The 23,143-nt window shown below is 55.5% G+C and carries 26 protein-coding genes, 1 other RNA gene and 1 riboswitch; of the genes, 3 read left to right on the forward strand and 24 right to left on the reverse strand.

The window, feature by feature from the left end; all coding sequences use genetic code 11:
- Positions 1–4: 4 nt before the first annotated feature.
- The 8 genes from fgIL to lfgB form a co-directional block, all read right to left on the reverse strand.
- The gene (gene fgIL / locus I6L47_RS11665; RefSeq protein WP_040068883.1) at positions 5–1,111 is read right to left on the reverse strand and encodes a lateral flagellar basal body P-ring FlgIL; all 1,107 of its coding nucleotides are present in this window, start codon (positions 1,109–1,111) and stop codon (positions 5–7) included.
- Between the two features lie 8 nt (positions 1,112–1,119).
- Positions 1,120–1,791, reverse strand: coding sequence for a flagellar basal body L-ring protein FlgH (gene flgH / locus I6L47_RS11670; RefSeq protein WP_040068881.1), 672 nt, complete (start codon positions 1,789–1,791; stop codon positions 1,120–1,122).
- Entirely contained in the window at positions 1,791–2,576 is a 786-nt protein-coding gene (gene lfgG, locus I6L47_RS11675; RefSeq protein ID WP_040068879.1) for a lateral flagellar basal-body rod protein LfgG, read from the reverse strand. Before lfgG ends, flgH begins: the two co-directional genes overlap by 1 nt.
- Positions 2,577–2,654: 78 nt before the next feature.
- Positions 2,655–3,389 carry a lateral flagellar basal-body rod protein LfgF gene (gene lfgF / locus I6L47_RS11680; protein ID WP_040068877.1) on the reverse strand — a complete coding sequence of 245 codons (735 nt, stop codon included), beginning with the start codon at positions 3,387–3,389 and terminating at the stop codon, positions 2,655–2,657.
- 9 nt (positions 3,390–3,398) lie between these two features.
- Positions 3,399–4,601, reverse strand: coding sequence for a lateral flagellar hook protein FlgEL (gene flgEL / locus I6L47_RS11685; protein WP_128834334.1), 1,203 nt, complete (start codon positions 4,599–4,601; stop codon positions 3,399–3,401).
- An 18-nt stretch (positions 4,602–4,619) separates the two neighbouring features.
- A complete protein-coding gene (locus I6L47_RS11690; protein WP_216947470.1) occupies positions 4,620–5,327 on the reverse strand; it encodes a flagellar hook assembly protein FlgD in 708 nt (235 codons plus the stop codon).
- 3 nt (positions 5,328–5,330) lie between these two features.
- Positions 5,331–5,756: a lateral flagellar basal body rod protein FlgCL gene (gene flgCL, locus I6L47_RS11695; protein WP_106843488.1), complete on the reverse strand. Its 426-nt coding sequence runs from the start codon at positions 5,754–5,756 to the stop codon at positions 5,331–5,333.
- Between the two features lie 2 nt (positions 5,757–5,758).
- Entirely contained in the window at positions 5,759–6,148 is a 390-nt protein-coding gene (lfgB, locus tag I6L47_RS11700) for a lateral flagellar basal body rod protein LfgB (protein WP_019444816.1), read from the reverse strand.
- A 59-nt stretch (positions 6,149–6,207) separates the two neighbouring features.
- Between lfgB and flgA the strand changes: the two genes are divergently transcribed.
- The 3 genes from flgA to I6L47_RS11715 all read left to right on the forward strand — a co-directional run bounded on the left by flgA (position 6,208) and on the right by I6L47_RS11715 (position 7,791).
- Positions 6,208–6,999 carry a flagellar basal body P-ring formation chaperone FlgA gene (gene flgA, locus I6L47_RS11705; protein ID WP_128834340.1) on the forward strand — a complete coding sequence of 264 codons (792 nt, stop codon included), beginning with the start codon at positions 6,208–6,210 and terminating at the stop codon, positions 6,997–6,999.
- 76 nt (positions 7,000–7,075) lie between these two features.
- Positions 7,076–7,351: a flagellar biosynthesis anti-sigma factor FlgM gene (gene flgM / locus I6L47_RS11710; protein ID WP_128834341.1), complete on the forward strand. Its 276-nt coding sequence runs from the start codon at positions 7,076–7,078 to the stop codon at positions 7,349–7,351.
- Entirely contained in the window at positions 7,348–7,791 is a 444-nt protein-coding gene (locus I6L47_RS11715) for a flagellar protein FlgN (RefSeq protein WP_128834343.1), read from the forward strand. Before flgM ends, I6L47_RS11715 begins: the two co-directional genes overlap by 4 nt.
- An 8-nt stretch (positions 7,792–7,799) precedes the next feature.
- Here I6L47_RS11715 and lfiJ read toward each other — a convergent pair whose 3' ends face one another.
- The 16 genes from lfiJ to rsmI form a co-directional block, all read right to left on the reverse strand.
- Entirely contained in the window at positions 7,800–8,213 is a 414-nt protein-coding gene (gene lfiJ / locus I6L47_RS11720) for a lateral flagellar protein LfiJ (protein WP_040068866.1), read from the reverse strand.
- A gap of 9 nt (positions 8,214–8,222) precedes the next feature.
- Positions 8,223–9,554, reverse strand: coding sequence for a lateral flagellar FliI-like assembly ATPase LfiI (gene lfiI / locus I6L47_RS11725; RefSeq protein WP_005336228.1), 1,332 nt, complete (start codon positions 9,552–9,554; stop codon positions 8,223–8,225).
- Positions 9,547–10,239 carry a lateral flagellar assembly protein FliH gene (lfiH, locus tag I6L47_RS11730; RefSeq protein WP_216947471.1) on the reverse strand — a complete coding sequence of 231 codons (693 nt, stop codon included), beginning with the start codon at positions 10,237–10,239 and terminating at the stop codon, positions 9,547–9,549. Before lfiH ends, lfiI begins: the two co-directional genes overlap by 8 nt.
- Positions 10,240–10,251: 12 nt before the next feature.
- Entirely contained in the window at positions 10,252–11,280 is a 1,029-nt protein-coding gene (gene fliGL / locus I6L47_RS11735; RefSeq protein ID WP_040068863.1) for a lateral flagellar motor switch protein FliGL, read from the reverse strand.
- A complete protein-coding gene (gene fliFL, locus I6L47_RS11740; RefSeq protein WP_216949349.1) occupies positions 11,267–13,009 on the reverse strand; it encodes a lateral flagellar M-ring protein FliFL in 1,743 nt (580 codons plus the stop codon). The genes fliGL and fliFL overlap by 14 nt, the downstream gene beginning before the upstream one ends.
- 17 nt (positions 13,010–13,026) lie before the next feature.
- Positions 13,027–13,356, reverse strand: coding sequence for a lateral flagellar hook-basal body complex protein LfiE (gene lfiE, locus I6L47_RS11745; RefSeq protein WP_216947472.1), 330 nt, complete (start codon positions 13,354–13,356; stop codon positions 13,027–13,029).
- A gap of 3 nt (positions 13,357–13,359) precedes the next feature.
- Positions 13,360–14,742: a lateral flagellar response regulator transcription factor LafK gene (gene lafK, locus I6L47_RS11750; protein WP_216949350.1), complete on the reverse strand. Its 1,383-nt coding sequence runs from the start codon at positions 14,740–14,742 to the stop codon at positions 13,360–13,362.
- A gap of 137 nt (positions 14,743–14,879) precedes the next feature.
- Positions 14,880–14,967, reverse strand: a riboswitch (cyclic di-GMP riboswitch).
- A gap of 175 nt (positions 14,968–15,142) precedes the next feature.
- A complete protein-coding gene (lfhA, locus tag I6L47_RS11755) occupies positions 15,143–17,218 on the reverse strand; it encodes a lateral flagellar biosynthesis protein LfhA (protein WP_021231850.1) in 2,076 nt (691 codons plus the stop codon).
- Positions 17,219–17,221: 3 nt separating this feature from the next.
- Positions 17,222–18,358 carry a flagellar biosynthesis protein FlhB gene (gene flhB / locus I6L47_RS11760; protein ID WP_103251094.1) on the reverse strand — a complete coding sequence of 379 codons (1,137 nt, stop codon included), beginning with the start codon at positions 18,356–18,358 and terminating at the stop codon, positions 17,222–17,224.
- Positions 18,355–19,137 carry a lateral flagellar biosynthetic protein LfiR gene (gene lfiR / locus I6L47_RS11765; protein WP_005336245.1) on the reverse strand — a complete coding sequence of 261 codons (783 nt, stop codon included), beginning with the start codon at positions 19,135–19,137 and terminating at the stop codon, positions 18,355–18,357. Before lfiR ends, flhB begins: the two co-directional genes overlap by 4 nt.
- Positions 19,134–19,403: a flagellar biosynthesis protein FliQ gene (gene fliQ, locus I6L47_RS11770; protein ID WP_005336246.1), complete on the reverse strand. Its 270-nt coding sequence runs from the start codon at positions 19,401–19,403 to the stop codon at positions 19,134–19,136. Before fliQ ends, lfiR begins: the two co-directional genes overlap by 4 nt.
- Position 19,404: 1 nt before the next feature.
- A complete protein-coding gene (fliP, locus tag I6L47_RS11775) occupies positions 19,405–20,139 on the reverse strand; it encodes a flagellar type III secretion system pore protein FliP (protein WP_103251093.1) in 735 nt (244 codons plus the stop codon).
- Positions 20,139–20,516, reverse strand: coding sequence for a lateral flagellar motor switch protein LfiN (gene lfiN, locus I6L47_RS11780; protein ID WP_019444828.1), 378 nt, complete (start codon positions 20,514–20,516; stop codon positions 20,139–20,141). Before lfiN ends, fliP begins: the two co-directional genes overlap by 1 nt.
- Positions 20,517–20,524: 8 nt before the next feature.
- Positions 20,525–21,397, reverse strand: a complete 873-nt coding sequence (gene lfiM, locus I6L47_RS11785) for a lateral flagellar motor switch protein LfiM (RefSeq protein WP_199258926.1) — start codon at positions 21,395–21,397, stop codon at positions 20,525–20,527.
- A 227-nt stretch (positions 21,398–21,624) separates the two neighbouring features.
- Positions 21,625–22,011: RNase P RNA component class A (gene rnpB / locus I6L47_RS11790), an RNA gene on the reverse strand.
- A gap of 156 nt (positions 22,012–22,167) precedes the next feature.
- On the reverse strand, positions 22,168–23,001 hold the full coding sequence (rsmI, locus tag I6L47_RS11795) for a 16S rRNA (cytidine(1402)-2'-O)-methyltransferase (protein ID WP_128834350.1): 834 nt from the start codon (positions 22,999–23,001) through the stop codon (positions 22,168–22,170).
- Positions 23,002–23,143 lie beyond the last annotated feature (142 nt).

Consider the following 23,143-nt stretch of genomic DNA (forward strand, 5'->3'; position numbering starts at 1 on the left):
GTCCTTAGATAACCACCAGCTCACCCTCAAGGGCACCAGCCTCATTGAGCGCTTGCAAGATGGCCATAACATCATCGGGGGTTGCCCCGAGTGAGTTGACAGCCTTGACGATCACTTCCAAGGAAGTACCATCCGGCCAGACAAACATGTTGTTACGTTCCCGATCGACCTGGATCTTGGAATTGGGGGTCGTGGTGGTCTGCCCGTTGGAGAAGGCGTTGGGCTGACTGACCGTCTGACTCTCGCCAATGGTCACCGTCAGACTGCCATGACTGACGGCAGCCTTGTGAACCTTGACCCCCTGCCCCATCACCACAGTGCCGGTTCGACTGTTGAAGACCACCTTCGGCCGCTCCTGACCCGGATCCACCTTGATATCCTCCAGCAGGGCCATAAACGCGATGCGCTGGCTCTCGTCCCTGGGGGCTGCAACCTGAACCCGCCCGGCACTCACCGCGCGGGCAACCGGCCCCAGCTGATGATTGATGGCACGCTCCACATTGCGGGCCGTCTTGAAGTTGGGTTGATGCAGATTGAGGGTCACTTCCGGCTTTTCGGCAAAATTGCTGACCACCTCTCGCTCGATGGTGGCGCCATTGGGGATAATCCCGGCTGTCGGCACGTTAATCGTGACCGATGAACCTGATTGCCCTTCCGCTTTCACCCCGGCGACAACCAGATTGCCCTGCGCCACAGCATAGACTTCACCGTCGATACCACGCAGGGGGGTCAGCAGCAGAGAACCGCCACGCAGACTCTTGGCATCACCAATGGAAGTCACGGTCACATCGAGCAACTGCCCCTTGCCAGCCAAGGCGGGTAGCGTGGCCTGAACCGAAACGGCTGCCACGTTCTTGAGCTTGGGATCGATATCGTCCGGTAGCTGCACACCAAACTGTTTGAGCATGTTGGCCATGGATTGGCCGGTAAATTTGACCTGGCTTTTGTCACCGGTCCCGGAGAGACCGACCACCAGACCATAACCCACCAGCTGGTTGGTTCTCAGCCCCTGCACATCGGCAATATCCAGCAAGGCTCGTTTGGCCGGTGCGGCAGCCTGACTAAACCAGGGCAAGCAGAGACACAGCAGGGCGATAAACCATCTGTTCATGTGATTCCTCAAAATGGCGCAAACGCCGAGCTAAAGAAGCGGCCCAGCCACCCCATCTGGTTACTGTCTGCAAGGGCTCCACGACCGGCATAGGTGATGCGGGCATCGGCAATGCGCTGGGACGAGATACGGTTGCTCTGATCAATATCCTCGACCCGCACCATGCCGCCCAAGCGGATATACTCATCCCCCTGATTGAGGCGGATCCACTTTTCACCGCGGATCCCCAGCACACCATTGGGCATCACTTCTGCTACGGTCACGGTAATGGAACCTGCCAGGGTATTTTGCTGACTGGAGGTCGCTCCACCATCAAAATCCCGATCCGCACTGAGGGCGGCCCCCCAGTCGGGGCGCAGTTTACCGCCAATAGAGGGGGCCGGCACATTCATGCTGCTGTTTTTGCTCATGCTGGTATTGGCTTTCTTGCTCGACTGGGTACGCTCTTCCAGCACCACGGTGAGAATGTCACCAACACGGTAAGCACGCCGATCCTGAAACAGGGTCATCATGTAGTTGCCCCGATAGAGGCCACCATCTTCGCCCTGCGCAGTCGCGGTCACCTTGGGACGGGATGGTGCCCATTTCTCGTCACCCGGCTCGGGTGCCTGCAGCTCATAGGTGGCACAGCCGCCCAGCAACAATACCAACCAGATATAACGCAGCATCGACTTCATCATTACAGTGCCTGAGTGACAAACTTGAGCATCTGGTCGGCAGAAGAGACCACCTTGGCATTCATCTCGTAAGCCCGCTGGGTCGTGATCATGTCGACCATCTCCTCGACCACGTTTACGTTGGAACTCTCCAGCGCGAATTGCTTGACGGCCCCCATCGCCTCCTCACCAGGCACACCTTCAATCGGCTCACCGGACGCGCCGGTTGCACGGTAGAGGTTGCCACCGAGCGCTTCCAGACCGGCCGGGTTGGCGAAGTTGGTCAGGGTGATACGGCCCAGCTCGACACTCTCTTGCTGACCCGGCAAAGATGCACTGACGGTACCATCCGTACCAATGGAGATCTTGGTAGCGTTATCGGGGATCTGGATCTGCGGTACCATGGGCAAACCATCCGCGTTAACCAGTTGCCCCTCGGCATTGCGATGCCATTGACCATTGCGGGTATAGGCCGTCTCGCCATCCGGGCGCTCGACGCCGAAGAAACCGGCACCGACCACCGCCATATCCAGCTCCTGATTGGTATTCTGGAATTGGCCGGAGGTGAAGACCTTCTGGGTACCCACTACCCGCACACCATTACCCATCTGAATACCGATAGGCGCCAGATTCTGCTGATCCTGCTGAGCACCCGGCTGGCGCTGCACCTGATAGAAAAGATCTTCAAATGCCACCCGATCGCGTTTGAAACCGACCGTGTTCACGTTAGCCAGGTTGTTGGAGATACTGGACATCTTGGCATCTTGTGCCGACAGACCTGTTTTACTGACCCATAATGCTGCGTGCATTGTTATTCCACCTTATTCATCAAGCCTCATCCACTGGGATGTGGCAAGGCATCGGATATCTGCCCGATGCCGTCAAAATCAACCCTGACCGGAAATCAATTTGGCCCCCTGACGAGCCTGATCATCCGCTGCTTTCATCAACTTGACCTGCAGTTCGAAGTTGCGGGTCAATGACATGCTGCTCACCAATTCATCCACGGCATTGACGTTGGCCCCTTCCAGAAAACCGGATGCCATCACCACCTGGTCACTGACCTCTGCATCCTCTCCCTGACGCATCCGGAACAAACCGTCATGACCTTTGACCAATTCGGCAGGCTCTGGATTGACCAGTTTCAGACGCCCCACATCGAGCCGGGCGCCGCCCCCCGGAGGAGTGATACTCAGAGTGCCATCCTTGCCGAAACTGATGTCACGATAAGCGGGCAGCACCAGCTCGCCACCTTCCCCCAGTACCGGCCGACCATTGAGGGTCAACAGCCCGTCAGCATCCGCTTCCAGGTTACCAGCACGGGTATAGGCCTCTTTGCCATCCTCAGTCTGTACGGCAAGAAAGCCTTCACCACGAATCGCCACATCCAGCTTGCGACCGGTCTGCATCAGAGGGCCAGCCTTGAAATTGGTGCCCGCCATCTCCTCCTTGGCCATCACCCGACTCTGGTAACCATCGCCAGTCAGGGCATAAGCCGAAACCCGCTCAAAATCAGCGCGAAAGCCGGCGGTGTTGACGTTGGCCAGGTTATTTGCACGGATCTGCTGAGCCATCAGGGTATGTTGTGCCCCGGACATGGCTGTGTAGATAAGCTTTTCCACGGATTACCCTTAGAAGGAGTTGAACAGGATCTGGCTCATCTTGTCAGCCGAACTGATGGTCTTGGCGTTGGCCTGATAGTTACGCTGAGAAGTCATCAGGCTTACCAGTTCACCGGTAAGATCAACGTTGGAGCTCTCATAAGCCCCGGCGGTCAGCTTGCCCATGGTGCCGGTTCCCGGAGCCCCCAGTACAGGCTGCCCTGAGCTGAAAGATTGCTGCCAAGAGGTATTGTTGGTCTGCAGCAGGCCATTGGGATTGGTGAAGTTCGCCATCACGACCTGCCCCTGCAACAGGCTCTGACCGTTGGTAAAGGTGGCGTAGACACCGCCGTCTCCATCCACACGTACCCCGGTCAAATCCCCAGCGGTATAACCATTGGACTGGTTGCGGGTGGCATTAAAGTCAGAGGCATACTGGCTGACTCGGCTCATGTCCAATTGCAATTCAATCGGCGAGGCACCCGCAGGCTTCAGGGCCAAGGAGGGAGGAATGGTGGAAGCACCAGTATCCAACTTGCCATTGGGATCAAAAATCATTTTGGCGCCGGCAGCAGGCGTCACATCTGCTCCATTAAAGCTGTAATGAACATCCCAGGCATTGGCCCCTTTTTTCACAAAATACTGGGTGACGGTATGTTCAGTTCCCAGCGAATCATAAACCTTGCTGGACTGTGAATAGCTGAAGGTATTCGACTTGTTTGGATCAAATTTAGGGTCAACCGGGATGATACTGGCATCGGCTTTCAGGTTAGCCACAAACTCCAGTTTGTCGGATGGCTTGGCAGGCAGGCTGCCCGCCTTGACCTGGATATCACCAACCACACCGGATTGCAGCTTACCCGCATCATCAGTGGTATAACCTTGCAACCGCGTACCGCCTGCAGTGGTCAGGTAGTTGGCATTATCACGCTGGAACATACCGGCACGGGTATAGGACGTCTGGCCGCTGCCATCTTTCAGCACGAAGAAACCACTGCCAGAAATCGCCAGGTCCAGCCCGCGACCGGTACGAGTCATATCACCATTGCGGTCAAAATTCTGGGAGACGTTGTTCATCTCGACACCGCCAGCCTGACCACCACCGTAAATTGCCGCAAATTCGGCGCGGCTGGATTTGAAGCCCGCGGTACTGGCATTGGCTACGTTGTTACTGATAATACTCAATTCCTGGTTTACGGCGCGCAGGCCGCTCAATCCGATACTGAAAGACACAGTGTCGCTCCTCTCTGATTACGCTGATTTGCCGAACTGGATTGCACTGAAGAGCGGGACATCGCCCACACCGGCAACCTGCAGCATGATTTCTCCCGTACCGGGCAAGGCAACACGTTCCACCTTGCTCGCCACATAATTTTTGGCCCCCACCAGGGTCTTGCCTGCCGAGGCCTTGACCTCAAAGCGGTACTCCCCGGCAGGAAGAGGGGGCAATTCATAATCCAGCCCACCCGCCTTGCTCTCACCCCAGCTCTTGCTCGCTACCAGCACGCCATGCTGGTCATATACCTTGAGATCCACCTGTTCCGCCGTACCTTGCAACTCGATCTGACCGCGGATTTTGTGCTCTTGCTGCTGCTTGAGGGTTTTGCTAGGCACCATGACCTCTTTGTCGACCAACGCGGTACTCTCTAACACCTGCTGGGTATCCATCTTGGTATTGCTCTGGAGCTGGAGCTTCTTCAGCCCTTCGACCCCTTCAACCATGCTGAACTGGGCAAGCTGAGCCACGTACTGGGCACCCTCAAGCGGGTTGGTGGGATCCTGGTTCTGGATCTGCGCCACCATCATCTGCAGAAATTCATTGCGCAGTTGCATGCCACCATTTTGGTTGGCTTGCACATCCTGGGCAGCACCACTGCCATTGCTGGCGATCTTGGGATCAGTATTGGTCTGTACTGTACCGCGCGCCGTATCCAGGCTACTGATCTGTGGCAGACTCATGACTTAGACTCCCTGACCAAGACGCAACAGCCCCTGTTGCATGCTGTTAATGCGGTTGATCACCTCCACCGAGGTTTCAAAACCACGAGAGGCGCTCATCATGTCAGCCATCTCTTCCACCACGTTGACGTTGGAGTAGTAGACAAAACCATCCTGATCGGCCATCGGGTTGGTCGGTTCCAGCCGTTTCTCGACCTGACGGTCGGACTGCACGATACCCGCCACTTGCACCGACGCAGCTCCGAGGCCATCGGCATCCTGAATCTTCTGATAGAGAGTGGAAAAAACCGGTTTGATGGCACGAAACGCAGTATCTTCACTGGCGGCAGCGCTATCCACGTTGGCCAGGTTGGAGGCTACGGTATCCAGCCGCACGGTCTGGGCACGCATGGCACTGCCTGCGATGTCATAAATCTTGTTGAACGACATGGTTAACGGCCCTCAATCGCCTTGGCGATCCCGGTAATTTTCATATTGAGGAAGGTGAGGCTGGTCTGGAAATCGGTGGCATTGTTGGCAAACTTGCCCTGCTCCACGCCCAACTCAGCGGTATTACCATCCATGGAGACCTGATAAGGAATGCGATAGAGGGGGTGACGCATATCGTCACGCATGGCGCCCTGGCTGATAGCCTGGCTCTCTTCACCAGCAGCAACTTGTTGGGCGACACGGCCCAGAATCGTCTTATAATCGACATCCCGAGCCAGATAGCCCGGTGTATCCACGTTGGCCAGATTCCCCGCCAAAATCCGCGCCCGCTCAGCCCTGACATCGAGGGCATAAGGGTGTACGCCGAGGGCGCTGTCAAATGAGATACTCATGCTTCATCCTTTATCGTTCACTCAGACCGGTGTTTTCCTTATCAAGACTCATGCCAATCATGAAAAGACCTGATATCAAGCGGTTAGCGCACCTCATTAACCTCAATACAGCGAGAAATGAGGAAGTACGACTTCCCGTGTGGAAATTGGCCGGTGTGCTTTGGTTGCTATCAGGCGCGCCAGCCCATGGCACGCCGCAAGCACAAAGCGACATGCTTGAGCAGTTGCTTGAACAGGATGCCCGTAAAAGTCTTGAGGGCTACATCACCCAGCAGGGATGGCCTGTAACCACAGGAGAATTTCGAGTCTGGCTTGCCCCTTCCGTCGAGCATCTCCCCCCCTGCCCCTCACATTCCCTCTCGTTACAAGCAGGTGGCCAATATCGGCAACCCTGGGGACGACGCCCCTATCTCATCGAGTGCACCGACCCCGCCTGGCAGGTGCGCGGGCGGGTAGAGGTCTCGTTACTGTTGCCGGTCTGGGTTGCTGCACGGGATATCGCAAAAGGTCAGGCCATCAGTGCCAGCGATCTGGTGGAGAAAGAGCTGGATGTCAGCCGTATACAACGCGGGTTTATCCCGAGCAATCACTCCCTGCTGGGCCATAAAAGCAACCGGCATCTGAGAAGCGGACAGCTCATCGGTGAGCTCGATTTACAAAAAAGTTGGACGGTCAAACAGGGGGAAGGGGTACTGATCCGTGCAGGGAAAGGTGAGTTCTCCGCCACAACCAGAGGGGAAGCTCTCGAAAATGGCAGAATTGGCGATGGCATTAAAGTGAAAAATCTTAGCTCAGGCAAGCAGATACAGGCATGGGTGGTAGATAAAGGAGAGGTGGAAACCCGTTTTTGAACCTGGGCAGCTATTTGATTCAAGTTTGACAAACCTTGGGTCGCTTGTCATAGAAAGACCATCAGGAAGTTACGTTATGAAAATTACCCGAACTGACCCGCTCTATATTCAAAACCAACCTGGCCGCAAACCGGATGTGACGGCCAAACCGGAAACCAAATCTTCACAGTCATCCGAAGCCCGGATCAGCAGCACAGCGCAGTCAGTAGCCAACGCCCGCAGCCAGCTGGCCACCACATCCGACATCGACATGGACAAGGTCAACGAGATCCGCAAAGCCATCAGTGAAGGCAAGCTAGAGATCGATCTGGATGCGCTGGGTCAGGCCATTCTGGATATGCATCGCCGATGAGCGTGGATACCAAGGCCACCGTTAAAGCATTGATCCTCGGGATCCAGCAGGATTACGGCCACTATACCGAACTCACCGCCCAGTTGCTGCGTCAGCATGCACTGCTGGCAAGCCATGATGTCGATGGTCTGCAAGTCCATAACGAACAGCAGACCGAACTGATGGCCAAGGTGACACAACAGGCAAAATTGCGTTGCCAGCAGCTGCAGGCATTGGGCCTCAAACCCGATGAGAAGGGGATGGCCACCCTGATAGCCAAGCTGCCACTTCCCCTGCGCACCACGGTAGCCAATCAATGGCAACAGCTTGAACAGCTGCTGCACCAGTGTCTGCGCCAGAATGATCTCAATGGCCGCCTGCTGGCAGGCCAGATGGAGACGATTCATTCACTGTTGGGACAAGAGTCAGGTTATCGCGACCCGGACAGCATTACGGATTAACCTTGGTCTTACTCTTTACAGGTCAGGTGACGCAAACTCGCCAGCTCATCCAGCTGTAGCTGATCCCGCCTCTCCTGCTGCTGACGAGCAACATCATCACGTCTTGCCAGCAATAGCTCCAACCCCTTGACCCGTCCGAACTGCCGAACCAGCTCCCCTTCGTGGCGCTCCAGATCCAGTCTGGCCAGCGCCGATTGCTGCACCTGATGGGAGAGCAAACGGCGCAACTGGCCATCCATCTGTTGCTTGTTTTGCCATAGCAAAGGGTGAAACTTGTCGGAACCGGGTCGCAACGAGGAGATCACTTCCTGCAATTTGTGTGCTCGCTGCTCTTCCCGCAACGCCAGCTCCCGCAAACGCTGACGCTCAGCACCAAGATTTTCCAGCTCTTCCTGTTGCAACCCCAGATAAGACTTCAGCATAACGAATCCTTATCCCTGCCCCAGCACCTGCTTGAGACCAACCATCACCTGTTCAAAGGCCATCTCTTCATGCAAGCCTTGCTGCAGGAATGCGGCAATCCCCGGATAACGCTGAACAGCCTCATCCATCTGCGGATCGGCCCCAGGTTGATAACCGCCCAGTGGCAGCAGTTCACGCACCTGCTGATAGCGTCCCCACAGCTGGCGCAAGGTGACCGCCAGCTTTTGCCATTCGGCAGGCACGACTTGTGGCATAACCCGACTGACCGAGGCACCGATATCGATGGCTGGATAGTGGCCCTCTTCCGCAAGACGGCGGGTCAGCACGATATGACCATCGAGAATGGCGCGCGCCGCATCGACCACCGGATCCTGCTGGTCATCCCCTTCCGCCAGCACGGTGTAGAAAGCACTCAGACTGCCATCCGGATGCGTGCCGTTACCGGCTCGCTCCACCAGCTGGGTCAGCATGCTGAATACCGAGGGCGGATAGCCCCGGGTCGCGGGGGGTTCACCGATAGCCAACGCAATTTCCCGCTGCGCCTGGGCATAGCGAGTCAGTGAATCCATCAGCAGCAGCACATCCTGCCCCTGCTCACGGAAATACTCGGCAATCCGGTGGCATAGCTGGGCCGCTCGCAACCGCATCAGGGGAGATTGATCTGCTGGCGCCGCGATGACCACGGCGCGAGCCAGACCTTCCGCCCCCAGACTGTGCTCGATGAATTCGCGCACTTCACGGCCCCGCTCACCGATCAGTCCCACCACCACAATCTGGGCTGCGGTATTGCGGGTCATCATGCCCAGCAACATACTCTTGCCGACCCCCGAGCCGGCGAACAGCCCCAAACGTTGACCCTTGCCAACCGTCAGCAGGCCATTGATGGCACGGATACCGACATCCAGCGGTTCACGTACCGGGGTTCGCAATAGTGGATTGGGGGGAAGAGCAAACAGGGGGACACTGTCACCAACGTCGGGTAATGGCTGTCCGTCGAGGGGCTGCAGCAGTCCATCGAGTACCCGCCCCAGCAGATGACGACCAAGCCGAACGGTTTCCTCTCCATCGATCGGTTCGACCTGAGCCCCCGCGAAGAGGCCACTCATCGGCTGCAGAGGCATCAGGTAAGAGATATCCCGGTTAAAACCGACCACCTCGGCCAGCAAGGGGGCGCCACTTGCCGTGCTGACACGACAACGCTGCCCCATCACAAGTTGGCAGCCGACTACTTCCAGAGTCAAACCAGTGACTCGCACCAACCGGCCAAAGCGACGAAATGCGGGTAGTTCATCCAGATTATCCAGCGCACTGGTCAGTGCCTGCTGCAAGGCTTCATGCATCTTGTGGCACGTCCAGCGAGCTGTTGAGCTGTTCGATGCAGGTTGCCAGACGGGAGCTGGTGCTCACCTCGACGACGGCAGCGCGGGTTTCGATACGGGCATCGCCTACCCCGAGCGCTGCATCAACTTGCAATGGCCACCCTTCGCAGCGAGTCACCCCCTGCTCGGCGAGTCGCTGTCGGTCTTCCTCGTTGAGGTAGATCACCAGCTCTTCCGACTCACTCGGCAAAGTAGCCAGCGCCTGCTCGACCTGATTCATCACCTGCTGCGGATTGAGGGTAAACTCCGCCATGATGACCCGCTTGGCAACCTGCGCTACCAGCTGGGCAATCAGCTCTTTCTGCTCGGCCATTCGGGCCCGGCTCAGTGACTCCCACTGCTCTTGCAGCTTGGCAAACGGCAACATCGCCTGTTCGAAGGCCGCGCGCCCCTCTGAAAGGCCCTGAGCAAACCCGCGGGTTTGCCCTTGTTGCAAACCGGAGCTCTCGCCTTCCTGCAGGCCGCTGGTCAGCCCTTGCTGATAACCAGCCTGATAACCTTCGTCGTGGCCTTGCTCCAGCCCCTGCTGGTAACCATATTCAAACTGTTCTTGTTGACTCTGTGCTTCTTCCCCGCTCTGACCGAGCGCAGGGAAGCGATACAGTCTGGTCGCTCCAGGCACCAATTTACGCACATACTGGCTCATAAATGCCTCCTGTTAGCTGACGGTAGGCTCTTCGAACAGTTGGAACTCGATCTCGCCCTGCTCCACCAACTCGCGGACCAATTGCATGACCTCCTCTCTTGCCTGTTCGACCTTGCGCAAAGAGACACTGCCCTGGTTCTGGATCTGATCGTCCAGCGCCTGAGCCATACGTTTCGGCATAGCCCCCAGAATAACTTTGCGGAAGCCAGGGTCGGTATTCTTGAGAGCCAGTGCCAGCAATTCGCTGGGCAATTCCTGCACCAATCGCTGCAAGGTGTCGTCGCTCTGACGGCGTAACGTCATAAAATCGAACATGTTCTTCTCGATCTCAAACGCCATATCACCATCGTGCTCACGCAGCAGGGAAAGCATCTGCTCCTTGTCACCCTGATAACGGTTGAGAATATCGGCTACCTGCCGCACCCCGTTTACCTTGGCACCGGATTGATCCGCCACATAGGTGAGGCAGCGATCCAGCGTCAGCCTGAGCTCGCCCAGCACATGTTCACTGACACTGGTGAGACTGGCGACACGCACCAACAAATCATCGTGTACCGATCCGGGCAAGGCATCTAGCACGGCGGACGCAGTCTGGGGCGGCAGGAAGGCCAGCAGCACGGCCTGCATCTGGGGATGCTCATTACGGAAGAAACGAGCCAGTACATCGGCTGGCACCCACTGCAAACGCTGGATATCCTGACTCATCACATCGCCGTACAGACTGTCGAGCAGGCTGCGGGAGAGACGTTGGCCCAACGCCAGATCCAGCGTCTGCTCCAGATACTCCCGTGAGGCACTGCCAATACCGCTCTGCTCACGGTATTGATTGAAGAACTGTTGCAATGTCCATTTCGCTTCGATAGCACTGACGCCAGAGAGCGCGGCCATCTTGGATATCAACCGCTGCACCTCGTCACGGGAGAGCTTCTGCATCACCTTGGCTGCTGACTCTGTCCCCATGCTCAGCAACAAGATTGCGGCCTTCTCAAGGTTGTCGATATCGATATCGACAGCACTCTGATTCAAGTTAACGCTGTTCATTGCCACTCACCCACGCTTTGAAAACCTCCGCCACGCGGGCGGTATCTTTTTCCACCAACAACTGCAAATGCTTGAGTTGCACTTCAAGTTCAGATCCCGGCTCTGGCAGTGAGTCCAAATCCAATGATGTGAATTGGGGTTCAATCTCATTGTCTGCATGGATCAAGCCACTGGACAATGTGACCGGAGGTTGAAGGTCATCACTGCGCATCGACAATCCGACTGTGGGCTCCAGATCTTCCTCAGTCTCATTCATTTCCATATCCGGCTGCTGCTGGGTACGAACCAGGTGTTTCACCAGCGGACGAATACCGAAGAAGACCAGTGTCAGGCCAAGCAAACCGCCGACCAGATAACGCAGGGAGTCTTGCCAGTAAGGGGTTTCCCACCAACTGGATTCGGGCGCGGCTACTTGTACTGCACCATTGAAATCGAAGGCCTGCAGACTAATCTGATCGCCACGTGACTCATCGAAACCGACTGCACGCTCCACCATCTGACGGATCTGTTCCAGTTGCTCGGCACTCCAGCCACCTTTCGGAGCAATCTGCTGGTTAAGCAGAATGGAGACGTTAATTCGCTCCAGCCGCCCCTGCTGGTAACGGGTGTGCACTATGGTGCGACTGTTTTCGTACTGCTTGCTGATTTCCTGACGCTCGGTACGAGTGTCGTTCTGTTGTGTCGCGGTATTGGCATTTGCATTGCCTTTGTCAGCACCAGCCTTTTCATCTTTTGCCGCCGTTTCAGGCGGGCGGTTGGATAACGCCCCCGGGATCCCCATCGCCAGCGCATCGATAGTCTTGTCGGACTTGTTGGACTCTTGAGTCACCACACCTTGCGGATCGAGCTGCTGCTGGGTCTCTTCGACGGCATTGAAGTTCACGTCTGCCGCGATCTGCACCTTGAAATTGGTGCTGCCCAACATGGGATAGAGCATGTCATTGGCACGCTGACGGATATATTGTTCCAGCTTGCGGACATACTCCATCTGTTGGACGCTCTGCTTGCCAAACCCGACCTTGTCCCCCAGCTCTGCGCTGAGCAACTGGCCAGATTGGTCCACCACGGTCACAGCACCAGGTTTCATTCCGGAAATACTACCCGCAACCAGGTTGGCTATCGCTTCGACCTGACCCGCTTCGATGGATTGGCCCGGTTGCATATCGAGCATTACCGACGCGCTGGGTTTCTCCTCATCACGTCCAACGAATAGCGTGCGCTTCGGAATAGCCAGATGAACACGGGCACTGCGCACGGCATCGAGCGCTATGATGGTGCGGGCCAGCTCCCCTTCCAGGGCATGACGATAACGCGCCCCTTCCATAAATTCGCTGGTACCCAACCCGGTTACATTGTCCAGCCCTTCCAGACCCGACGGCATGGCTGCACGCACCCCTCGCGCAGCAAGTGCCATCCGGACATGAGCCAGCTGATTTTCAGGAACCAGTACCTGACCGGTGCTCTTTTCCAGACGGAAAGGTACCTGCTCTTTCTCCAGCATCTCCATGATGTTGGCGGTATCGTATAGCTCCTGTTTGCCATACAGGGGCACATAGTTTTTGCTGGAGGTCCAAAGGATAACGACTATGGTACCCGCCACAATGGCAGCCAGCAGAGCAATAGTCAGGATCGATTTATTGTCACGGGAGAGGGTACGCCAATTGCGTAGCCCCTCTTGCAACCTGATTTTGAGCGAATCAGGGGCAGCCCCCTGAGGGGATGTTACCAGTTCAGTCATCTGTTACCTCAGAGCGGCATGCGCATAATGTCGTCAAAACCGGTCATCAGCTTGTTGCGAACCTGCATCAAGGCTGAAAAACTCAAGCCGGCTTTTTGACTCGCCACCATGGCCCCCACCAGATCATCGCTCTGTCCGGCATCGACCGATGCCATCAATTTTGAGGCAATATTTTGCTGTTCATTGACACGCCCGACTACGTCGTGCATAGCCTCTGAAAACGATGCTCCCGATACATCACTATTGGGTTCGATGGACGGTGTCTGACTGGCGACACGCTGCATTTCCTGCATCTGTTGCAGGAGTGTCACCTGCGATGACATCATTTGAATTTTCACTCTTTATCCCTCTGCTTGAATCTGCTGTTCAATATCAATGCCTTGCTCACGCATCGCCGCAAGCTTGTAGCGCAGTGCCCGGGTTGTCATGCCCAGAGCATCGGCTGTGCGGGTACGATGGCCACGAAAGCGGCGCAAGGTCTCTAATACAAATTGGAACTCGGCATGCCGCCGGGTTTCACTCAACCCCTCGGGAGCATGCCACGTGTCTGATGCGACTGTTTCTTGGGGAAGAATACAGTTTGGCAACATCAAATCGACGGACTGTATATGCAAACCGCGCGCCATAATTAATGCGCGTTGCATAACATTATCAAGCTCTCGCACATTTCCTGGCCATTCATAAGACAACAGCAATTGGCACGCCTGCTTACTCAGGCGATAACCCTGCTGAGGTGCATAACGCTCAATAAAATAGTTGGCCAGCGGAATAATATCGTCAGGGCGATCACACAATGCGGGCCAACTCATAGGCAAAACATCAAGACGATAAAAAAGATCTTCACGGAATAATCCATTAGCAACCAAAGTACGCAGATCTTTATTGCTGGCAGCAATGATTCGAACATCAAGAGCAATCGTTTGATTACTACCAAGCCGCTCCACTTCTTTCTCCTGCAAAACCCGTAATAACTTTGCTTGCAAGTTCAAAGGCAATTCAGATATTTCATCCAATAACAGGGTCCCACCCTGTGCCAACTCAAATTTGCCAGGCTGGGCAGAAATAGCACCGGTAAATGCACCTTTATTGTGGCCAAAAAGAATTGACTCAAGCATTGTCTCAGGAATAGCGGCGCAATTAATTGCAACAAACGGTTTTTCAGACCTAACTGACATATCATGAATATAACGGGCCAACCGCTCTTTACCGGTGCCTGACTCACCCCCGATCAGAATGGTGGCAGAGGTTTTGGCTGCACGTCGAGCCAGTTGCAAGACCTGCAGGCTCATGGGCGACACAGCGATAAGATTGGGGATCGCCTGACGAAGGCGTAAAGCACCACGAACAGCATCGAGCAATTGCTGGGAGCGGAAGGGTTTGACAATATAATCTATGGCTCCGGCACACATAGCTTCTGCAGCAATTGTGGCCTGATGCTCATTAACAATAATGACACAATCGAGCCCTTCAAACTCATGCAGAATACGTGGTCCAAGCTCGGTCATAGCATCCATATCGAGCAATATAAGATGAACATTATTGCCAGCAATAATGCTCTTTGACTGTTTTACAGAATTAACCGTTGATACTCTAAGACCTTCCCTGGAGAGAATATGTCCAACCTCATTCCCAGCAACTAACGGTTGAATCAATAATATATGTGGTTCAGCAGAACCATCACCACACAACCCGATTGTTTTATTTATTGATAATCCCGAAGACATAGACATCTGATACCTGTGACTGTGAATAGGACAATCAATAGAGCTGAAGCATCAGACACAAAGGATCAATACAAGGTAATACTGAAAAACAGCACAACCTTGTATCCATATGGTAACAATATTGTATCCAAATTCACCTTGGTAACCCCGCTGTCATTAGCTTTCATGCTGTTAGACCGGAGGCTTTGCGTCCTGACTTTTCAGTTCAGTTTGCCCTTACAATGTGATAACACGCCCGACCTGATTGCCTAGGCGTGTAGCAACACAATTAATATTGTTTTTGTTATTTAACTTTCACACATTGCTGCGTCAATTTTCGTCACATCATATAGTATTCATACGGCAATTCAAGCAAAGGCGGAAAAAACACTTCCCCATCAGCGCATTTATCCAACAGCAATTAACCAAGTGTACCAATTACCTCTACCCGTAACTCTTCCGGTATTTCATTATAAGAAAGCACTTTGAGTCCCTTTGAAAATGATCGGGCATAACGGGCTATTAACGGTCTCAGTTGCGGCATAACAACCAATACGGGGGCATGTCCCAACTGCTGCAACTGCTCCTTCACCAACGGCATATTTTGCTGCAATTGGGCCAGCAGTTGCGGATCGACCGGGAAGCTGTCCAGCTGGATTTTGCCCTGCTGTTGTGACTGATTCATTGCAGCCAGCAATGTCTGCTCAAGGCGATCATCCAGCGTAAAGGTGGCCAACACATCGCGATTACCAATGGCCTGCCGCACAATCTGGCGCTTTAAGGCACAGCGCACATCGGATGCCAGCAAGACAGGGTCTTTGGTAAGCTCGCTCGCATCCAGCAGCGTCGTGGCAACAGTTCGTATATCGGTAAGACTGACCTGCTCCTTTAGCAATTGACGAAACACTCTCAATTGCTGCATCTGGGTCAGCGCCAGATTCAGCTCTTCAGCCAACCGGGGGGACTGACTGGCGAGATATTGGCCCAGTTTGCCAACTTCATCGTGACCAAACAGTGCATCAAGTTGTTCACGCAACAGCTTGCTGGCGTGAGTAGCAATCACGGTGGCCGAATCTACCACCGAGTAACCAAGATTAAGGGCCTTGGCCTTTTGCTCAGGGGAGATCCAGACCGCACTCATGCCGTAGGCCGGGTCCTGGGTCAACTCGCCATCTAGCGCGCCATAGGTCTCACCACTGCTGATGGCCATCAAGCGCTGACAATCCACATTCCCCATCGCTAACGCGACGCCGGACAGCTTGATCCGGTACTGATCCGGCTGCAACTGCAGATTGTCGCGCACCCGGATCTCGGGGAGCAGAAAACCGTACTGCTCGGAGAGGGTTTTACGGATCCCGCGCACCCGGGCAAGCAGTTCAGCTCCTTTATCAGTTTCAGCCAAAGGCACCAGACGATAACCAAGCTCGATGGCGACCGTATCAACTGGCGGCAAATCCTGCCACTCCAGTGCCTGCTGTTCAGGCTGAATCATTTGACGAGTCAGCTCTTGCGCTGCATCCAGATCCGGCACATTGACGGCTCGTTTGCTGACACTCCAGCCAGTCCAGGCCAGTACAGCTGCGAAACTGAGGAATGCGAGCATCGGCATCCCGGGCACCAGACCCAGGATCAGCATGATGGTTGCAGAGGTATAGATAACGCGAGGCGATGCCAGGATCTGCTGACCTACCTGATCAGCCATCTCACCCTCATCGCTGACCCGAGTCACGATAATAGCCGCAGCAGTCGACATCAGCAGGGACGGGATCTGGGCAACCAGACCATCACCAATGGTCAGCAGTGCATAGCGCTGGAAGGCCTCCGCGACGGGCAAGGCATGCTGGAAGATACCGATGGCCAACCCACCCACCAGGTTGATGATCAGCACCAACATGCCAGCTATCGCGTCACCACGAACGAACTTGGAAGCACCATCCATTGCACCATAGAAGTCCGCCTCGCGCGCGATCTCCTCACGGCGAGCCCTGGCCTGATGCTGATCCATGGTGCCGGCATTCAAGTCGGCATCGATGGCCATCTGCTTGCCGGGCATAGCATCCAGAGTGAAGCGGGCGGATACTTCCGAAATCCGCTCACCACCCTTGGTGATCACCACAAAGTTGATGATCATCAAGATCACGAAGACCACCAGACCGACGACATAGTTGCCACCGATCACGACTTCACCGAATGCCTGGATGACCTTACCGGCCGCTTCATGCCCTTCATGACCGTGCAGCAACACCACACGAGTAGAGGCCACGTTCAGCGACAGCCGCATCAAGGTGGCAACCAGCAACACAGTTGGGAATACCGAGAAATCGAGTGGTCTGCGGGCCGAGACGGATACCAGCAACACCAGAACCGCCAACACGATGTTGAAGGTAAAGAGCGCATCCAGCAGCCAACCGGGCAGAGGCAGGATCATCATGGCCAGAATGGCCAATAACATCAGCGGAATTGCGGTATAGGATTGGGTGAATACACGCCAGTTCACAACTTACCTCTCAGGTTGACGTAACTCGGGCGGTACATATAACGGGGCAAGAGGGGTCGGTTTCCTCCCCTTGCCTGCCTCATACGCCCTTAACTGCAATACATGGTTCAATACATAGGCAACTGCCGTGTACAGCCCTGCGGGGACTTCCTGATCCACCCTGGTCGAGTGATAGATGGCTCGCGTCAACTCGGGCAAGCTCATCACCATCTTGTCATGCTGCTTGGCAACCTGACGGATCCGCTCGGCCATACTGTCGACCCCTTTGGCAATCACGAAAGGGGCATTGGCACGAGTCGCATCATATTTTATGGCCACCGCATAATGGGTCGGGTTAACGATAATCACATCCGCCTGCGGTACCCGCTGCTCGATGCGCGCGCGGGCAAGCATTCCCTGCACCTGGCGGATCTTGGCTTTGATTTCGGGACGCCCTTCGCTGTTCTTGTGCTCATCCTTGACCTCTTGCTTGGTCATCATGAGCTGCTTGTTGAGCGACCAGCGCTGATAGGGCACATCCAGCACGGCAATCAGCATCTGTACGCTCCCCAGCAGAATAAATGCCTGTGAGAGGATTCGTAGCGCCTGTTCGAGGGCCGCCTGAGGAGGCATCCGGTTCATCATCAACAAGGAAGGCCATTGATGATTTAGCATCAACGCCAGCGTACCGCCGATCAGCGTCACCTTGAGCAGTGACTTCAGCAACTCCATCAGGCTGTTCTTGGAGAACATCCGCCCCAGCCCCTTCAAAGGGTTCATCTTCTCGCCACTGGGTAGCAGCTTTTTCCAGGTCAACGCCATACCGCCCGGCACTATGCTGAGCAACACCAGCATCAGGGCCAGAAAACCAAACAGGGGCAGCAGCACCCACAGCATGTTTATGAGCGCTTCACCCAACCAATGGATCATCATCTGCGGGTCACGGGCACCTTGCCAGTCAAAACGCTGCGGACGCTTCATCAACTCGGCAAAGAACTGGCCAAACCCCGGCACCATCCACTGCATCACCAACCCGCCAAGCAGCAGCAAACCGGCAGAACTGAGCTCTTTTGAGCGAGCGATCTGCCCCTCATCTCTCGCTTTCTGGCGTTTCTGGCTGGAGGCCTCTTCGGTTTTGTCCTGTGCGCTGTTCTGACTCATGCCGGGGTCAAGCCTCGCAGCTGTTCAAGCACATGGGTAACCAAATCCAGATAACGGGAGGGCACGCCACTGATGGAGAGCGCCATGGTGAGCAACCCGAGCAACAGGGTCATGGGAAAACCGAGAGAGAAGATATTGAGCGAAGGGGCGGTCCGGTTCATCACCCCGAAGGTCAGGTTAACCATCAACATGGCGACAACGGCAGGCAACGTCAGCAACAGGGCGGCACCGATAGACCAACCAAACAAGCCGATCACACCTTTCATATCGATCAGATCCAGAGATGAACCCGGCGGCCAGCTACGCAGGCTCTGCACCAGAATATCCAGTACCACCAGATGGCCATTCAGCCCCAGAAAGAGCAATGCGCAAAACACCATCATGACCTGACTGATGATGGGTGCAGAATCACCGTTGACCGGATCATTCATCACCGCCATCGCGAGCCCCATCTGCATGGAGAGGATCTGCCCCGCAGTGGTCATCACCATATAGAGCAGCTGGACACACAGACCAAACAGCAAACCAAACAGCAGCTGCTCCACCGCCAGGACCAGCGCACCGGCACTGAAAGGATCGACAACCGGCATATCCTTCATCATGGGGGCGAGCAGCAGGCTGATGATGAACGCCAGCATCAGGCGAACTTGCGCAGGCACCCGGGTATCCCCAAAGACCGGCATCACCCAGAATGCCATGCCGATCCGGATAAACGGCCACCACCACTGTCCCAACCATGCGGTCAGGTCAGCAGCACTGAGTGACAGCAGCGAATTCATCCGATAAACCCGGGGATTTTAAGAAAAAGATCCTGAAACAAAGTGGTGATCTGCGACAACAGCCAGTTACCCGTAAAGATAAGGGTCATCAGAGTCACGATAAAACGGGGAAGAAAACTGAGCGTCTGCTCCTGGATCTGGGTGGCCGCCTGAAAAATACTGACCACCAAACCTACGATCAGGCCCGGTACAATCAGCACCGAGACCATGGTCACCACCAGATTGACCGCGCCACCAACCAGGGCAACGCTCTGCTCAGGGGTCATATCAGCCTCCCCCACCAAAGCTGGCAGCCAAGGTGCCGACGGTCATCGACCAGCCATCGACCAGCACAAACACCATCAGTTTGAAGGGTAACGAGATGATCAGCGGTGAGAGCATCATCATCCCCATCGCCATCAAGACGCTGGCGACCACCAAATCGATCACCAGAAAGGGGATAAACAGCATAAAGCCAATCTGAAATGCGGTATTCAACTCACTCAATACAAACGCGGGCAACAGCACCCCGAAAGGCACATCCTCTTTGGCGACCGTAGTTGGTTCGCCAGAAATACGCAGCATCTGCTCCAGATCCGGTTCACGGGTCTGGGCCAGCATGAATTTGCGCAGGGGCTTTTCTGCCTTGGCGATCCCCTCTGACAGGGTTATTTCATTCTGGTCATAAGGGACAAATGCATTTTGATACATGTCCGTCCAGACCGGACGCATAATCACCACAGTCAGGATGAGGCTGATGCCGATCAGCACCCGGTTGGGAGGGCTCTGCTGCAGGCCAAGTGCCTGTCTCAATATGGCCAGCACGATGATGATCCGGGTAAAACTGGTCATCATCAGTAACAAGGTCGGAAGCAGACCCAGCAGGGTCATGAAGAAGAGGATCTGCAACTTGATGTTGTAGTCCTCGCCCCCTGAAGCGCCTGGCGATACCGATAACAGGGTCATGTCCGCCCCCCAGCCGGGCAGCGAAAATAACAGCAGCGTCAGCAGCAGATAGCGCATCAGTCGTCCATGCCACCCAGCAGGTTGGTATCGATGACATCGACCAGGCGCAGACCATATTTGCCATTCACGACGACGACTTCGCCCTTGGCAAGCAGACGGCCATTCACCCGCACATCCAGCGGTTCACCCGCCAGCTTGTCCAGTTCAATGACAGCCCCCTCCTCGACGCGCATCAAATCGCCGAGCGGCACTTCGGTACTGGCCACTTCCAGCGTCACCTTGACCGGGATCTGGCGAAAGAAGGAGAGATCCCGTTGTTTGCTGCTACTGGTGGGGGCCAAGTAGTCTGCGGCGCTAGGCATGCTGATGTCGTCACCAAACAATTGATCCAGTCCATCCAGATCCAGCGGATCATTCATATTGTGCTCGCTCATGATTCAATTTACTCCTCTACAACCGTCGCAACCTGATAGACCAGGCTGCCTTTGTGTTCTGCGATTCGTCCACTGAAGCAGGGACGGCTGCCAATCAGTGCTGGCACCACCTCAGGCAAGTCCAGTGACAGCACATCACCCACCTTGAGACACTCAAGATCCGCCAGCGTCATGGACAATTGGCCCATCACCACCCGCAGACGAACCGGGACATGAGTCAGAGCCTGTTCCAGCTGACCTGCCGGCAATGAATGGCTGACCTGAGAAATGGACTCCTCGGGGGGAAGCAACCACATCTGCCAGTGATGAGTGCAATTACCTGCCTGCAGGGTTGCCTGCGTGGTCCAGAGCTGGCGGTGGGCGATGGAATCCCGTGGCACGACATGCAACTGCCACTTCAGATCCCCCAACCCCAGACAAGCACACCAGATATCAACCTGATACTGGCAAAGCCGCAATAACAGCCGCTGTTCGGTATCGGTCAGCCCTTTGCCAGACTGAACATGCTCCTCTTTTTGCTGCAAGGTGCCGCCGAAAAAGAGGACCGCAAGACGATAGATGACCAGGGGTGCGATCGAGAAATAGACGGCGCGCTGTGGTTCAAGCGGACTTCTCGCCTCGACCCAGATATCAGCGCCATCTGTCTCTGCCGGGCCGGAAAAGGCAAACTCGCCATAATTCAGTTCGCACTCCGCACTATTGAACAGCTGGGCCATACAACTCGCAGCTTGCAGGGAAAATGTGCTCAACTGGCCATTGACCTGCTTCAAACGGGCGTGGTTTAACCGCTCGACACCCAACAGATCATAATGAGGCAGGGTTCTGCCCCGTTCTGCGCTAAGCAGCCGGGAAGGTGTGAGCATTGCGCTGCTTGATGACATTAATAATCCACCTTAACCATTTCATCTCGCCTTACTGCCACAGGGTCGCTCATCAGGCCAGCAGTGTGATAGATACAGACAGTCCAGCCGACGTATATCGACCAAAAAGGGTGAGAACTTTATTACAAATTCCAGAAAGCCGCCATGCGGTGCATCTCGGCGTGAATAATAAAAATCCCGGTGCCGTTAGGCACCGGGATTTTAGCGTGACGGTTCACGCGGAATGAGGTCGGAGTCGGCCTGTAAGCCGGGTTCTGTACCGGGTTGCCCCGGGTAGCAATCATTCCTCTAGGCCAGCAATCGCTCGCTGGCTCAAGCAACCTACCCGCCCCCAACGCGGGCCGCGCCAATAGGGGCCTATTTGGTCTTGCTTCGGGTGGAGTTTACCGTGCCACGAACTGTTGCCAGTCGCGCGGTGCGCTCTTACCGCACCCTTTCACCCTTACCTGATCCCTTGCGGGCCATCGGCGGTCTGCTCTCTGTTGCACTGGTCGTAGGCTCACGCCCCCCAGGCGTTACCTGGCACCCTGCCCTGTGAAGCCCGGACTTTCCTCCCCTCCGCCCGTCTGTCCCGAGGGACACAACGACGAAGCAGCGATTGCCCAGCCAACTCCGAGGCGCGGATTATAGCCTTGCGATACGCACGGGGTAAACCGGCAATTCCCGTTTACAGCCATTTATCGCGCTTTGGCCCCCGTTTACAGGCTGACTGATTGTCGATACAAGGGGTTGATCAGGTCAAAAAACAGTCTGACTACCTATTAACCGACTCAATAGTGCTCGAGACCGTATTTATAGAGGGCATTCTTCTTCACGCCGTGGATCTCGGCGGTCAGGGCAGCCGCTTTTTTCAGTGGCAGCTCAGTCACCAGCAGACCCAGAGTACGGATCGCCTCGGCAGGCAGATCCTCTTCTTCTTTGGAGGCGCCAGCCACGACCAGCACGATCTCGCCGCGGCAGCGGTTGTCATCCTCGCCAAGCCAGGTCAGCATTTCAGACGCTGGCAGACCATGGATAGACTCGAAGGTCTTGGTCAGCTCGCGGCACACCACCACCTGACGCTCGCCGAGAATGCGAGCAATCGCTTCCACTGTATCCTGCACACGGCGCGGAGATTCGTAAAACACCAGCGAACGGGGATCTTCGATAACGGCTTGCAGACGATCATCGCGACCCTTGCTCTTGGCGGGCAGGAAGCCTTCAAAGGCAAATCGATCAGTGGGCAGACCGGCCGCGCTCAAGGCGGTGATGGCGGCACAAGGGCCGGGCAACGGCACCACCTTGACCCCGGCTTCACGACAGCGGGTGACCAAGTGATAACCGGGGTCGCTGATGAGCGGGGTGCCGGCATCGGAGACCAGAGCAACACTCTTGCCCTCTTTGATCCGGCCGATCAGCACATCGGCTTTCTGCTGCTCGTTGTGATCGTGCAGGGCGAAGGTCGGCACCGAGATTTGGTAGTGGCTGAGCAGGATACCGGTATGACGGGTATCTTCGGCTGCCACCAGATCGACACTGCGTAAAATGTCCAATGCACGCTGGGTGATGTCCGCCAGATTGCCGATCGGAGTGGGGACTATATACAGGGTTGGGATGTCACTCATGGGATCTCCGAGTGCCCCGACAATTGTGTCGCCATATTGGCCCGTTTACACTATGGGGAACTTCAACACTGGTCGGGGAATGAACTTGAACCGGGTTACAAAGCAGCTAAGTGTATCACGACTCTTCGGCATCATACTCGCG

Origin of the sequence: Aeromonas sp. FDAARGOS 1417 (genome assembly GCF_019046985.1) — a bacterium.
Lineage (GTDB): Bacteria > Pseudomonadota > Gammaproteobacteria > Enterobacterales > Aeromonadaceae > Aeromonas > Aeromonas veronii.